Source organism: Streptomyces sp. R-74717 (genome assembly GCF_047305335.1).
GTDB lineage: Bacteria > Actinomycetota > Actinomycetes > Streptomycetales > Streptomycetaceae > Streptomyces > Streptomyces atratus.
On record NZ_CP102361.1, the window covers coordinates 8,326,810 to 8,341,086 of the forward strand.

General features: G+C 70.1%; 10 protein-coding genes and 2 pseudogenes. 2 read left to right on the plus strand and 10 right to left on the minus strand.

What is annotated here, in order from left to right:
* Positions 1-27 precede the first annotated feature (27 nt).
* The gene (locus tag NRF20_RS38230; RefSeq protein ID WP_398630868.1) at positions 28-264 is read left to right on the plus strand and encodes a DUF6011 domain-containing protein; all 237 of its coding nucleotides are present in this window, start codon (positions 28-30) and stop codon (positions 262-264) included.
* Between the two features lie 12 nt (positions 265-276).
* Here NRF20_RS38230 and NRF20_RS38235 read toward each other — a convergent pair whose 3' ends face one another.
* The gene (locus NRF20_RS38235) at positions 277-1,149 is read right to left on the minus strand and encodes an acyl-CoA thioesterase (protein ID WP_398630869.1); all 873 of its coding nucleotides are present in this window, start codon (positions 1,147-1,149) and stop codon (positions 277-279) included.
* 49 nt (positions 1,150-1,198) lie between these two features.
* A complete protein-coding gene (locus tag NRF20_RS38240; RefSeq protein WP_398630870.1) occupies positions 1,199-3,712 on the minus strand; it encodes a DEAD/DEAH box helicase in 2,514 nt (837 codons plus the stop codon).
* A 138-nt stretch (positions 3,713-3,850) separates the two neighbouring features.
* On the opposite strand from NRF20_RS38240, the gene NRF20_RS38245 reads away from it, so the two are divergent.
* On the plus strand, positions 3,851-4,642 hold the full coding sequence (locus NRF20_RS38245) for a metal-dependent hydrolase (RefSeq protein WP_266363888.1): 792 nt from the start codon (positions 3,851-3,853) through the stop codon (positions 4,640-4,642).
* A 69-nt stretch (positions 4,643-4,711) separates the two neighbouring features.
* On the opposite strand, the gene NRF20_RS38250 is transcribed toward NRF20_RS38245, so the two are convergent.
* From NRF20_RS38250 to NRF20_RS38285, 8 genes and pseudogenes are all read right to left on the minus strand, one after another.
* Positions 4,712-4,822: a hypothetical protein gene (locus NRF20_RS38250; RefSeq protein WP_398630900.1), complete on the minus strand. Its 111-nt coding sequence runs from the start codon at positions 4,820-4,822 to the stop codon at positions 4,712-4,714.
* Between the two features lie 46 nt (positions 4,823-4,868).
* Positions 4,869-5,342 (minus strand): annotated as a pseudogene (locus NRF20_RS38255) (substrate-binding domain-containing protein); the annotation flags it as partial.
* Complete coding sequence (locus tag NRF20_RS38260; protein ID WP_413754057.1) at positions 5,308-6,585, minus strand: protein kinase domain-containing protein; 1,278 nt, start codon at positions 6,583-6,585, stop codon at positions 5,308-5,310. The gene NRF20_RS38260 and the pseudogene NRF20_RS38255, both read right to left, overlap by 35 nt.
* Before the next feature lie 76 nt (positions 6,586-6,661).
* Positions 6,662-7,528 (minus strand): annotated as a pseudogene (locus NRF20_RS38265) (WD40 repeat domain-containing protein); the annotation flags it as partial.
* On the minus strand, positions 7,501-8,823 hold the full coding sequence (locus NRF20_RS38270) for a WD40 repeat domain-containing protein (RefSeq protein WP_413754058.1): 1,323 nt from the start codon (positions 8,821-8,823) through the stop codon (positions 7,501-7,503). The gene NRF20_RS38270 and the pseudogene NRF20_RS38265, both read right to left, overlap by 28 nt.
* A gap of 10 nt (positions 8,824-8,833) precedes the next feature.
* On the minus strand, positions 8,834-10,615 hold the full coding sequence (locus tag NRF20_RS38275; protein ID WP_398630873.1) for an ABC transporter ATP-binding protein: 1,782 nt from the start codon (positions 10,613-10,615) through the stop codon (positions 8,834-8,836).
* On the minus strand, positions 10,612-12,492 hold the full coding sequence (locus NRF20_RS38280; RefSeq protein ID WP_398630874.1) for an ABC transporter transmembrane domain-containing protein: 1,881 nt from the start codon (positions 12,490-12,492) through the stop codon (positions 10,612-10,614). The genes NRF20_RS38275 and NRF20_RS38280 overlap by 4 nt, the downstream gene beginning before the upstream one ends.
* Positions 12,493-12,704: 212 nt before the next feature.
* Entirely contained in the window at positions 12,705-14,159 is a 1,455-nt protein-coding gene (locus NRF20_RS38285; protein ID WP_266363901.1) for a Gfo/Idh/MocA family protein, read from the minus strand.
* Between the last annotated feature and the right edge of the window lie 118 nt (positions 14,160-14,277).

Below are 14,277 nucleotides of genomic sequence, written 5' to 3' on the forward strand. Positions count from 1 at the left end.
AGACGGGCGTCTTGAGAAGATCGATTCGTGGAGTCCCCTGAACCCTTTCCCGAATCCGGCGTCGAGCCGTTGCCCGAAGGTCCGGCCGACCGGACCGCGCGCCGACGGGTGGTGCGCTGCCGCATGTGCGGGCGCCCGCTCACCGGCATGGAGTCACGCCGCACCGGCCTCGGCCCCGCCTGCGACGCCAAACTGCACCCGGCGCCCCCGGACATCCGCAGCCGCCGCCACGAGGTCGAGCAGGACCCGCTCCCCGGTATCTGAGCCCGGGCACGGCTACTCGCCCAGGCGGCGGAACAGCCCCTCCTGCACCACGGACACGAGCAGATTGCCTCCGCGGTCGTAGATCCGGCCGCGCGCCAGCCCTCGTCCGCCCGTTGCGATCGGCGACTCCTGGTCGTAGAGGAACCACTCGTCGGCCCGGAACGGGCGGTGGAACCACATCGCGTGGTCCAGCGACGCCATGTCGAAACCGCGCGGACCCCAGAGCGGCTCCACCGGGATACGGACCGCGTCGAGCAGCGTCATGTCACTGGCATACGTCAGCGCGCAGGTGTGCACCAGCGGATCGTCGCCCAGCGGGCCGACCGCACGCATCCAGACCGCGCTGCGCGGGTCCGCGCCCTTGGTCTCCTCCTGCGTCCAGCGCAGCCGGTCGACGTACCGGATGTCGAAGGGCTGCCGGCGGGCCATGCGCTCCAGCGCCTCCGGAAGCGCCCCGAGGTGCTCACGCACCTCCTCGGCGACGGTCGGCAGCTCCTCGGGATCCGGGACCTCGCGGGCGGGCGGCAGCTGGTGCTCGAAGCCCGCCTCCTCCGGCCGGTGGAAGGACGCCGTCAGATTGAAGATCGTCCGGCCCTGCTGTACGGCCGTGACCCGGCGGGTGGTGAACGACCGGCCGTCCCGGATGCGCTCGACCTCGTAGACGATCGGCACGCCGGGCCGGCCCGGCCGCAGGAAGTAGGCGTGCAGGGAATGGACCGGCCGGTCCCCGTCGGTGGTACGACCGGCCGCCACGAGGGCCTGCCCGGCGACCTGGCCGCCGAAGACCCGCTGCAGGGACTCCTCGGGGCTGCGCCCGCGGAAGATGTTGACCTCGATCCGCTCCAGGTCGAGGAGGTCGACCAGGCGCTCGGCGGGGTTCGTCATGCGGTTCGTCTCCACTCTCGCAGGAGTGCCGTAAGCACGGCGGGCGCGGTCACAGCTGGCCGACCGAGGTGACCCTGACGACCGCCCGGCCCTCTTCGTCGGAGGCCGCCAGATCGATCTCGGCGCTGATGCCCCAGTCGTGGTCGCCCTTCGGGTCGGCGAAGGTCTGCCGGACCCGCCACAGGCCGTGCGCGGCGTCCTCGTCGATCTTCAGCAGCTTCGGTCCGCGGGCGTCCGGACCGGTGCCCAGATCCTCGTACTCGTCCCAGTAGGCGTCCATCGCATCGCCCCACGCGTCCTCGTCCCAGCCCGCGTCGCCGTCCAGCTCGCCGAGCGCGGCGACCTTGTCCAGCGCGGCCAGTTCGACCCGGCGGAACATCGCGTTGCGCACCAGCACCCGGAAGGCGCGGGCGTTGGCCGTGACCGGCTTCACCTCGTCGGCCCGCTCCTGCGCCTCCTCGGCGGTCTCCACCTCCGGGTTGGCGAGCTGCTCCCATTCGTCGAGGAGGCTGGAGTCCACCTGACGGACCATCTCGCCGAGCCAGGCGATCAGGTCCTGAAGGTCCTCGGACTTGATGTCGTCCGGGATGGTGTGTTCAAGAGCCTTGTACGCGCTCGCGAGATAGCGCAGCACGATGCCCTCGGTGCGGGCCAGCTCGTAGTTGGAGGTGAACTCCGTGAACGTCATGGCGCGTTCGTACATGTCACGGATCACGGACTTCGGCGACACCGGGTGGTCTCCCACCCACGGGTGGCTCCTGCGGTACACGTCGTAGGCATGCCACAGCAGCTCGCTCAGCGGCTTCGGGTACGTGACGTCCTGGAGCAGCTCCATGCGCTCCTCGTACTCGACTCCGTCCGCCTTCATCTGCCCGACCGCTTCGCCGCGCGCCTTGTTCTGCTGGGCGGCGAGGATCTGCCGCGGGTCGTCGAGCGTCGACTCGACGACGGAGACCATGTCCAGCGCGTACGAGGGGGAGTCGGGGTCCAGCAGGTCGAACGCGGCCAACGCGAAGGTGGACAGTGGCTGGTTGAGCGCGAAGTCCTGCTGGAGATCGACGGTGAGCCGGACGATCCGGCCCTCCGCGTCCGGCTTGTCGAGCTGCTCCACGACACCGCCGTCCAGCAGCGAGCGGTAGATCGCGATGGCCCGGCGGATGTGCCGCAGCTGCGCCCTGCGCGGCTCGTGGTTGTCCTCCAGCAGATGCCGCATCGCCTCGAAGGCATTGCCGGGGCGCGCGATCACGGACAGGAGCATCGTGTGCGTGACCCGGAAGCGGGAGGTCAGCGGCTCCGGATCGGACTGGATCAGCTTGTCGAAGGTGGTCTCCGACCAGGCGACAAAGCCCTCCGGGGCCTTCTTGCGGACCACCTTGCGCTTCTTCTTCGGGTCGTCGCCCGCCTTCTTGACGGCCTTCTCGTTCTCGATGACGTGCTCGGGCGCCTGCGCCACGACGAACCCCGCAGTATCGAATCCGGCCCGGCCCGCGCGGCCCGCGATCTGGTGGAACTCACGTGCGCGCAGCGTACGGACGCGGGTGCCGTCGTACTTGGTGAGTGCCGTGAACAGCACGGTGCGAATGGGTACGTTGACGCCGACGCCGAGGGTGTCGGTACCGCAGATCACCTTCAGCAGACCGGCCTGGGCGAGCTTCTCCACCAGGCGCCGGTACTTCGGCAGCATGCCCGCGTGGTGCACGCCGATGCCGTGGCGCACATAGCGGGAGAGGTTCTGGCCGAACTTGGTGGTGAAGCGGAAGTTGCCGATGAGATCGGCGATCTTCTCCTTCTCCTCCTTGGTGCACATATTGATGCTCATCAGCGACTGCGCCCGCTCGACGGCCGCGGCCTGGGTGAAGTGCACGATGTAGACCGGCGACTGCCTGGTCTCCAGGAGTTCGGTGAGGGTCTCGGTGATCGGGGTCAGCCGGTACTCGTAACTGAGCGGCACCGGCCGGGTCGCGGAGCGCACCACGGAAGTGGGGCGGCCGGTGCGGCGGGTCAGGTCCTGCTCGAACATCCTGACGTCACCGAGCGTGGCCGACATCAGGACGAACTGGGCCTGCGGCAGCTCCAGGAGCGGGATCTGCCAGGCCCAGCCCCGGTCCTGCTCCGCATAGAAGTGGAACTCGTCCATCACGACCTGGCCGATGTCGGCGTACTTCCCGTCGCGCAGGGCGATGGAGGCCAGCACCTCGGCCGTGCAGCAGATCACCGGGGCGTCGGCGTTGACGGAGGCGTCGCCGGTGAGCATCCCGACGTTCTCCGTACCGAACAGCTTGCACAGGTCGAAGAACTTCTCCGAGACCAGCGCCTTGATCGGTGCGGTGTAGAAGGTGACCTTGTCCTGGGCCAGGGCGGTGAAGTGCGCAGCAGCCGCGACCAGGCTCTTTCCGGAGCCGGTCGGGGTGGAAAGGATCACATTCGCGCCGGAGACCACCTCGATCAGCGCCTCCTCCTGAGCGGGATAGAGGGTGATGCCCTGCGTCTCGGTCCATGACGAGAAGGCCTCGAAGAGGGCGTCGGGGTCGTCGGTCGGGGGCAGCTGATCGATAAGGGTCACGCCCCCATCTTGCCTGCCTTCCGCCCGGATGAGGGAACCGGACGACCGTATGAAGATCACGGACGATACGCTGCCCACTCAACTCGGCCGTGCCCGGGCGGCAATGGCAGCAGGACAACTTTGGGGGCGGGAAGAACAATGATGGGACCGGCACACTCACTGTCAGGGGCGGCGGCCTGGCTGGGGGTGGGCGCGGCGGCGGCCGCCGCCGGCCACGCGATGCCGTGGCCCGTCCTCGTCGTCGGTGCGCTGATCACCGCCGGAGCCGCGCTCGCCCCGGACCTCGACCACAAGTCCGCGACCATCTCGCGCGCCTTCGGGCCGGTCTCCCGGGGACTCTGCGAGATCGTCGACAAGCTCTCCCACGCCGTCTACAAGGCGACCCGGGGCTCCGGCGACCCCCGCAGGAACGGCGGCCACCGTACCCTGACGCACACCTGGCTGTGGGCGGTCCTGATCGGCGCCGGGGCCTCCGCCGCGGCGATCACCGGCGGCCGGTGGGCGGTCCTGGCGATCCTCTTCGTCCACCTGGTGCTCGCCGTCGAAGGGCTGCTGTGGCGGGCTGCCCGGATGTCCAGCGACGTCCTGGTGTGGCTGCTCGGTGCGACCAGTGCCTGGATACTGGCCGGCGTCCTGGACAAGCCGGGGAACGGCTCGGACTGGCTGTTCAGCGCCCCCGGCCAGGAGTATCTGTGGCTCGGGCTGCCGATCGTGCTCGGCGCGCTGGTCCATGACATCGGTGACGCGCTGACCGTCTCCGGCTGCCCGATCCTGTGGCCCATCCCGCTGGGCCGCAAGCGCTGGTACCCGATCGGGCCGCCGAAGGGCATGCGGTTCCGGGCCGGCAGCTGGGTGGAGCTGAAGGTGCTGATGCCGGCCTTCATGGTGCTCGGGGGAGTGGGCGGGGCGGCCGCGCTGAACTTCATCTGACCGCCGTGGTCCGACGGCTGTGGTCCGAGCGCCGGGTTCCGGGCGCCCGGATTCAGGCCGTCGGAGCGCTCAGGCCGACTCGCGGGGTACCAGGCGGTGGGCCAGGACGATCTCCCTGGACGTTCCCGGACCGTCCCCGTCGAGCCGGTCGACCAGCAGTTGCGCGGCCGAACGGCCGATCTCCCGGGCCGGGTTGAGGACCGTGGTGAGGGCGGGGGGAGACCAGTGAGGCCGCCTCGATGTCGTCGTACCCGGTGATCGCCACGTCGTGCGGCACCCGCAGCCCGGCGGCCCGCGCCGTGCCCAGCGCGCCGATCGCGATCAGGTCGTTGGCGCACACCACGGCGTCCGGCCGCTCCGCGGCGCTCAGCACGGTGGCGGCCCCGGCCCGCCCGCCCTCGCGGGTGAAGCCGGTCCAGGCGACCAGCTCACCGGGCACCGGCAGCCCGGCCGCCTCCAGGGCCTTGCGGTAGCCCGCGAAGTGTTCCTCGCCCGGCTCCACCCCCGGCGCACCGCCGATGAGATCGTGGCCCGGATCGTCCGGGCCTCGAAGCGCGGCTGAAGAGCCGCCATCCGATCCCCGCGGAGACAGCCCGTGTGCATGTGCAGATACCCCCGCAGGGGCCTGGACCTCAGACCTCTTCCGTTGCAGTGGAGGGTGCGCCTCACATGGCCTGACGGATCGCGCTCCGAAGGTCAAAGGCGGTGGTCAGAGTGATCCGGGGCCGGTCGATGAGACCGGCGTCGATCAGCTCGGCGAGCCGCCGGGGGAGGGAGGGCAATCGGTCACGTACCGGCACCGGCGGCTCGCGCAGGACGACGGCTACCGGGTCGGCGCCGGGCGGGAAGTCACGTGGGGCCGAGCCGGTGAGCATCCAGTACGGGCAGGCCATCACGGCCCACAGATCGGCCTCCGGACGAGCGTACTTGAAGTCGATCACCTGGCCGCGCGGCATGAAGGCCAGGCTTCCGCCCATCGCGCCGGTCAGGGTGTGCCCGGACAGTCCGGCGCTGTCGAAAGCCTTGGCCAGGCCGAAGTCCGCGATCTTGAGTGTCATCCGCTTCCGGTCGCCGGTGAGCAGCAGATTCTGCGGTTTGATGTCGCGATGCACCAGCCCGTGACGCACAGTGACGGTCCCGTCGGGGAGCCGTACGGGTACCTCCGCGGCGTGCGCGTAGTCAAGGCCGCGCAGCGTCTGCAGGGTGATCGCCGGCGCCTGTTCGACGCTCAGTCTGCCGCCGACCCGGACGACCCAGTCGGCGACACTGCCCCAACGGCAGAACTCGCAGGTGAAGTAGAACGTGCTGCCGTGCACGCCGCCACCGTGGAAGGCGACCACATTGCGGTGCCGTAGGGCCCGCGTGCAGGCGAACTCGCGCAGGAACCCGTCGCGGGCCGTACTGCTGACGGAACCATGGGCCAACAGCGTCTTCAAGGCGAGGAGTTCACCGGTCTCCTCTCGGCGGGCGAGGTGGACGACGCCCTGCCCGCCACGGCCGAGCTCCTGGAGCAGTTGGTAGCCGCGGATCGCGGTGAGGTCGGTTTCGCCGGCGTCCGCGGCGGCCAGCAGCGTGTGCAGGGCGTCGGCGGGGTCCTGGCGGGCATCGGGTGCGGTCGCGGGCTTCGCGTCGGTGACAGTGACCAGCAGGAGCGCGTTTCCGAGGCGGATTTCGTCTCCATCGGTCAGCTCCCGGGCGGCCGGGCCCCCCTTCAGCGGCCTCCCGTTGACGTACGTGCCGTTGCGGCTGCCGAGATCCTTCACCCGCAGGTGCGGCGGATTGACGTCGAACATGCAGTGGTGGCGGGAGACCTTCTTCTCGCTCCGGGTCAGCCGGATGCCGCATTCCTCGCCGCGCCCGACCAGGCAGGTAGTGCGGCGGGTGAAGGTGTGGACCTCGGCGGACGAACCGGCGCGGACGATCAACGACACCGAGGGGGGCACGCTGTCCGCGGCCTTCCCCACCGGGTGACGGCTGCGGCGTGAAGTCGAAGTCCCAGTTGAGCTCCCACCCCCGGACAGTGCCGTGGTAGTCGCCGCTCACCAGCCGGTGGTCGTCTTCACTGAGGGCCACGGTGTGCACCTTGCTCCGATGTCCCTCCAGAACGCGCAGCAGGCGGCCGGTGTCCAGATCCCAGACGCGGATCTGCCGTCCGCGGACACCGGTCACGGCGAACCGGCCCTCGCCGGTGAGGGCGAGCGCCGTGGTCTCGCCCGCGTCGGGGAGCGATCGCAGGACGTGACCCGTGGCGAGGTCGAACACGGTCAGCGTCGAGTAGTCGGCGGTCACTCCCCGCCGGCCGTCGGCGCTGGTCGCCAGAATGTGTTCGTTGTTGGTGCCCTCCACCGAGTAGAGCTGTCGGCCCGTCAGGGTGTCGAAGGCCCACAGGCCGTGGCCACCGTAGTCCAGCAGCGTTCGGCCATCAGGGCTGAAGCCCAGGCTGAGTCCGGGAGGCCGCTCGGTGCGATTCCGCAGCCGCTCGCCCGATCGCAGATCCCACAGGCAGATCTCGTCCTCAAGGCGGTACCAGGTCTCGGACACATTCTCGCGGGTATGGGCCCTCGACGCCGCGAACCGGCCGTCGACGCTGATGGCGACCGCGGCCACGGCAAGGCGATGGGACGTGACGGTGCCCCAATGCGCATTGACCGTGCGCTGCGCCCTGTCGATCGCCAGATCGCACCAGCGCAGTTCGCCGCTGCTCTCGCCGGTGAGCACCCGGTCCCCCGCCGGAGTCATCGCCATCGCCTCGACCTTGCCGGTGCTCGACAGGGGGTAGGCGCAGTCGCCGACGAGATCGAGCAAGGACACGCTCCGGCGGTAGTTGTCGTGGAGGATGGCCGCCTGGTCGTTGCCGGTCAGAAGGAGGGTGCTCGCCGTCCCCATGTCCCAGGTGAATTCGGCGAATCGTCGGCCGTCGGCCGCATTCCAGACGTCGATCGGTCCCCCGAGCCGGACGGTGGCGAAGTAGTTGCCGTTCCGGCTGAGCGCGCGAGTGTGAGCGGATCGGGGAAGTGCCCGGCCCCGTCGAGGTCGAAACCCGACCACGCGCCGTGCAGCCCCACCCGGCGCCCGTGCCGGCCCACCTGTCTCCACGCGTCCCGCAGTTCGGGGTGTCGCTCGAAGCCCGGAACCGCCTCCGCGGCCCGCAGACAGTCCGCGGTCTGCGCGAACCGCCCCTGGCGTGCGAGCCGGAGCGCCTGTTCCATCCGGGCCCGGAACCGCTCGCCGTGGTCGGTCAGTTCCCCTGCGGCCTTGGGGCGGGCATACGCCCAGGGGGCCCGGTAGCCGACCGACGGCATCGGCTGCACGCGGATCGCCTCGTGCAGACCCAGAACGGCGGTGCGGCCGTCGGCACTGAGGGCGGCGGATCGGGCGAATGCCGTGTCGTCCGCGCGGTCCGGATCCTCGGATTCGAGCGTGCGCAGGCAGCGGCCGGTCAGCGGTTCCCACACGCGGACCGGCACGCCGCTGATTCCCACGACCGCGAGGGAGCCGCTCGGGGCGAGCGCACTGATGTGCACATGCCGGAGGCGGTGCCGTACCTCGGCGACGACACGGCTCGTCCGGGAGTCCCACAGGACCATCGGTCCTTCGGCCCAGATCTGCAGCGCGTGCCGCGCGTCGGCCGGGAGCGCGCTGCCGTAGTGGACCACCCCCCAGGCCCCGTGCCCCCGCTCGTCCGACGGCGTGGTCAGAACCGCATGACACCGTCCGGTGGCGACGTCCCAGGCGCGGACCGTCTGATCTCGCGGCGTGTCGGACGAGGCGGACAGTGCGACGGAGCCGTCGACGCTCAGGCTCAGAGCGTCCACGGGCCCTCCATGGGCCCGCACCCGCCGCAGGATCTCCCCGGTGCGGAGGCTCCAGAACTGCAAGGTGCCGTCAGCGTGACCGGTGGTGCCGACCGTACCGTCACCGCTGAGCGCGACAGCGGTGACGGACGCGGCTTCGACCCCGTCCGGCAGCGGCACCCGCTCGCCGCGGGTGAGGTCCCACATCTCCAACGGCGCCTGGCCGCGGACCACCAGGCCGGTCAGGCCCTCGGCGTCGACGGCGGTTGCGACGACATCGGCACCGTCGGGGGTCAGCTCGTGCAGGCAGCGGCCACTGTCCGCCGCCCACACGCGTACGCCTCCGTTGTAGTCGCCGGCCAGCACCCGGCGCCCGTCGGCGGTCACGGAGGCTTTCTCAGCCGTGCCAGGACCGCCACAGCGCCGCATAGGCGCCGTCCGCCGCCACCAGCTCGTCATGGCTTCCCAGCTCACTGATCCGGCCGCTTTCCACCACCGCGATCACATCCGCGTCGTGTGCGGTGTGCAGCCGGTGGGCGATCGCCACGACCGTGCGACCGTCCAGCACCCGGGCCAGTGAACGCTCCAGGTGCCGCGCGGCCCGCGGGTCCAGCAACGACGTCGCCTCGTCCAGCACCAGCGTGTGCGGATCGGCCAGGACCAGCCGGGCCAGTGCGATCTGCTGGGCCTGAGCCGGCGTCAGCGCCAGGCCGCCGGAACCGACCTCGGAGTCCAGCCCCTCCTCCAGGGACCTCGCCCAGCCGTCCGCGTCGACCGCCGCGAGCGACGCCCACAGCTCGGTGTCCCCGGCGTCGGTACGGGCCAGCAGGAGGTTGTCGCGCAGCGAACCGACGAACACATGGTGCTCCTGGTTGACCAGCGCCACATGCGTACGTACGCGCTCCGCCTTCATCCGTGACAACTCCGCGCCACCGAGCGTGACTTCACCCGTACGCGGGGCGTAGATCCCGGCCAGCAGCCGGCCCAGCGTGGACTTGCCGGCACCGGACGGGCCGACCAGCGCGAGGCGCGTACCCGGTGTGACGTCCAATGACACCTTGTGCAGGACGTCGAGCCCGGCGCGGTAGCCGAAGTGCACCTCGTCCGCCCGGACATCACGGCCGTCCGGGACGACCTCCGCATCGCCCGCGTCCGGCTCGATGTCCCGTACGCCGACCAGCCGGGCCAGCGACACCTGCGCGACCTGCAACTCGTCGTACCAGCGCAGGATCAGGCCGATCGGGTCGACCATCATCTGCGCCAGCAGCGCACCCGTCGTCAGCTGCCCCACGGTCAGCCAGCCCTCGATGACGAACCAGCCGCCGAGCATCAGCACCGCGCCGAGAATCGTCACGTAGGTGACATTGATGACAGGGAAGAGCACGGAACGCAGGAAGAGCGTGTACCGCTCCCAAGCCGTCCACTCCTTGATCCGCCGGTCCGACAGCGCCACCCGGCGCGCACCCAGACGGTGGGCCTCCACGGTCCGTCCGGCATCCACGGTCTCCGCGAGCATCGCCGCGACCGCCGCATATCCGGCGGCCTCCGAACGGTACGCGGACGGCGCCCGCCTGAAGTACCAGCGGCAGCCGAGGACCAGGACGGGCAGGGCGACCAGAACCGAGAGCGCCAGCGGCGGAGCCGTCACGGCGAGTGCGGTCAGGAGCAGCCCCGCCCACACCACACCGATCGCCAGCTGCGGCACGGCCTCGCGCATCGCATTGGCCAACCGGTCGATGTCCGTGGTGATCCTGGAGAGCAGATCACCGGTCCCGGCCCGCTCCAGCACGCCCGGCGGCAGCCCGACCGACCGTACGAGGAAGTCCTCGCGCAGATCGGCCAGCATCTCCTCACCGAGCATCGCGCTGCGCAGGCGCATCATCCGCGTGAACACGGTCTGCACGATCAGCGCGAGCGCGAACACCCCGGCGGTGCGCTCCAGATGCAGGTCGGTGACGCCGTCGGAGAGGTCCTCGACCAGCCCGCCCAGCAGATAGGGGCCGACGATCGAGGCGATCACCGCGATGGCGTTGAACGAGATGAGCACGGTGAACGGCCTGCGGTGGCGCCGCAGCAACTCCCGTACATAGCTCCGTACGGTGGTGGGGGTGCCGACCGGCAGGGTCGTCACCGACTCCGGTGCGGCCGGGTCGTACGCCGGTTCTGCGACGCCGATCATGCCCGTTCCTCGACTTCCTCGATCGTCCTGCTCCGCTTGGTCGCGTCCTGAGAGGTCAGGACCGCGATTTCGTCGTCCGTCTCGCGCGTCACGACTGCCCGGTAGCGGGGGTCCGTGTGCAGGAGTTCACGGTGTGCGCCGACTGCGACGACCGTGCCCCGGTGCACCAGCACCACCCGGTCCGCGAGGTCGAGCAGCAGCGGTGACGAGGCGAACGCCACGGTCGTGCGGCCCTGGCGCAGTGCCTTGATTCCGGCGGCGACCCGTGCCTCCGTGTGCGAGTCGACGGCGGAGGTCGGCTCGTCGAGAACCAGCGCCTCCGGGTCGGTCACCAACGAGCGGGCCAGAGCGAGCCGCTGGCGCTGGCCGCCCGAGAGCGACCGGCCGCGTTCGGTGATGCGTGTCGTCATCGGGTCGCCGTCCGTGTCGACGGACGCCTGCGCCAATGAGTCCAGCACATCGCCGCACTGGGCGGCGGACAGCGCGTCCTCGGCGCTCACCCGGCCGGACGACGGAACGTCGAGCAGCTCGCGCAGCGTGCCGGAGAGCAGTACCGGGTCCTTGTCCTGGACCAGTACGGCGGTCCGCGCCGAGTCCAGCGGGAGTTCGTCCAGTGGTACGCCACCGAGCAGGACGGACGGGGTCTTCTGCCCGGTCGTGGAGCCGCGCGTTCCGTTCTCCGTCGAATCCTCCGCCCCGTTCCCGACCTCGTCCGAGTCCGCGTTCGCATGCGCGTGTCCGCCGAGACGCTCGGCCAGCCGGCCCGCCTCGTCCGGATCGCCGCAGACCACCGCGGTGAACAGGCCGGCCGGGGCCATCAGCCCGGTGACCGGGTCGTACAGGTCGCCGGTCGGTGCTGCGTCGACGGTCGACGGCCGGTCCGTGCGGTGCAGTGACAGCACCCGGACCGCGCGCTGGGCGGAGGGCCGCGAGAAGGAGTACGCCATCGCGATCTCCTCGAAGTGCCGCAGTGGGAACAGCAGCAGTGACGCCGCGCTGTACACCGTGACCAGCTGACCGACCTCGATCCGGCCGTCGCGGGCCAGCGTCGCTCCGTACACGACCAGCGAGATGAGCAGCACGCCCGGCAGCAGCACCTGGATCGCCGAGATCAGCGACCACATCCGCGCGCTGCGCACCGCGGCCTTGCGGACCTCCTGCGAGGCGCGCCGGTAGCGGCCCAGGAACAGCTCCTCGCCGCCGATTCCGCGCAGTACCCGCAGCCCGGCAACGGTGTCCGAGGCCAGTTCGGTGGCCTTGCCCGCCTTTTCGCGCTGGAGGTCGGCGCGCCGGGTGGCCCGGGGGAGCAGCGGCAGCACAGCCAGTGCCAGCAGTGGCAGGGCGAGTGCCACCAGGACGCCCAGCGACGGCAGATAGAGGATGAGCCCCACGCAGATCAGTACGAGGGCGGCGGCGGCCGCCGCGAAGCGGGAGAGCGCCTCGACGAACCAGCCGATCTTCTCGACGTCGCCGGTGGACACCGCGACGACCTCGCCCGCGGCGACCCGGCGGGTCAGCGCCGCGCCGAGCTCCGCGGTCTTACGGGCCAGCAGTTGCTGAACGCGCGCGGCGGCAGTGATCCAGTTGGTGACGGCGGTCCGGTGGAGCATGGTGTCGCCCAGCGCGATCAGCACACCCAGGACGGCGATCAGGCCGCCCGCCCACGCGAGCCGGCTGCCGGAACGGTCGACGACCGCCTGCACGGCGAAGCCGACGGCAGGCGGCAGCCCGGCAAGGGAGCACTGGTGCAAAAGGCCCCAGGACATGGACTTGAGCTGGCCGCGCAGCTGATTGCGGCCGAGCCAGAACAGGAAGCGTGGGCCTGACCGGACATCGGGATCGCCTGGATCCGGGTACGGAAGATCGCGAATCTGCATGACGTCCCATGGTTCGGTGTGTGTCGGTTTGCTCGGTGAATGACTCAAACCGTGCAAGGTTCGCCCCGGGACGTCCGTCGGAGCAATTGGTTTTCTCCAGGAACGGCACATATCGCGCCATGGTCACGATGCGGGCCGGGGAGGTGCTGCGGGGGAGGTGCCGCGGGGCCGGCTCGACCGGAGCAGGCCCCGCAGCCCGTCGTACCGGCCCGTCAGGCCTTCTCCGGATTCTCCGAGTCCATGCCGGAGCGTGCCTTCTTCCACTCGCCGCGGGTGAAGTCCGGAATCTGCTGCGGCGCGCCCTTCGCCTTGATGGACAGATGGCTGAGCGGAACGGGTGACGTCCAGGTCGCCGCGTCGTACACATCGAAGTCGGGGACGAGGCCGAGCCGCATGCACTGCATCAGCCGGAACACCAGCATGTAGTCCATACCGCCGTGACCGCCGGGCGGGTTGGCGTGTTCCTTCCACAGCCAGTGGTCCCACTGGGTGTACTTGGCGAAGTCACCCCAGTTGTCGTCCGTGTGGTCGGGCTCGATGTAGATACGGGCCGGGTAGTCCTCGAAGACACCCTTCGTACCGCCGAGACTGTTGATCCGCGAGTACGGATGCGGAGTGGACACATCGTGCTCCAGCCGGATGACCCGTCCCTTGGCGGTCTGGACGAGACTGATCGTCCGGTCGCTCTCGATATAGGTCTCCTTCCAGCTCGGATCACCGGCCGGCATGTTCTTCTCGCGGTACTCGGCGAGCCCCAGGGACGGGGATCCGACACTGGTGATGCTCACCGCACGGTCGCCGCGGTTGATGTCCATGTAGTTGGCGACCGGACCGAACCCGTGGTTGGGGTAGAGATCGCCCCGCAACCTGGTGTGCCACAGCCTGCGCCAGGGACCTTCGTAGTACCCCGGGTCGAACATCAGGCCGCGCAGATCGTGGTTGTACGCGCCCGCGCCGTGCAGCAGATCACCGAAGAGACCGGCATGCGCCATGCGCAGCACCCGCATCTCGTTCTGCCCGTAACAGCAGTTCTCCAGCTGCATGCAGTGGCGTCTGGTGCGCTCGGAGAGGTCGACCAACTCCCAGAGCTGGTCGAGCTGGAGAGCGATCGGACACTCCACGCCGACATGCTTGCCGTTCAGCATGGCGGTCTTCGCCATCTCGAAGTGGAAGTCCCAGGGCGTCGCCACATAGACGAAGTCGATGTCCCCGCGCTTGCAGAGATTCTCGTAGTCGTCCTCGCCGTTGGTGTAGACGGCGGGCGCCGGCTGACCGGCGGCGGTCACCTTCGCCGCCGCCCGTTCGGCCTTGGCCTTGACCGGGTCGCACACGGCGACGACCTGTACGCCGGTGACGGCGAGGAAGAGATCGATCATGCTGCCACCGCGGTTGCCGAGGCCGACGATGCCGACCCGGACGGTGGAGCGCCGGTCGAACGGCACCCCTGCCATGGTGCGCCCCTGGCGCTTCGGAGCGGCCGCCTGTCCCGTGGGAGTGGCCTCCGGGCTCCGGGAGGGGGTGGCAGCGGCCGCGGTGCCGCTGTTGAGAGCGCCGAGTCCGAGCCCGGCACCGGCCACTGAGGCGGTCGTCCACAGGACCGAGCGACGGCTCATCGAGCCTTCGTCGCCGTCCTGCGTACCGTCGTCCTGCTGTGCTGCGTCGTTCATCGATCCTCCAGAAGGGGGGTCTGACGTGCGCGGCTGGTGAATGAACCTAGGTAAGGACCCTGGTAGTTGGGACTGCTGATGCGCAAGGGGAGTGATTGGACTCCTGCTTCGAAACCAT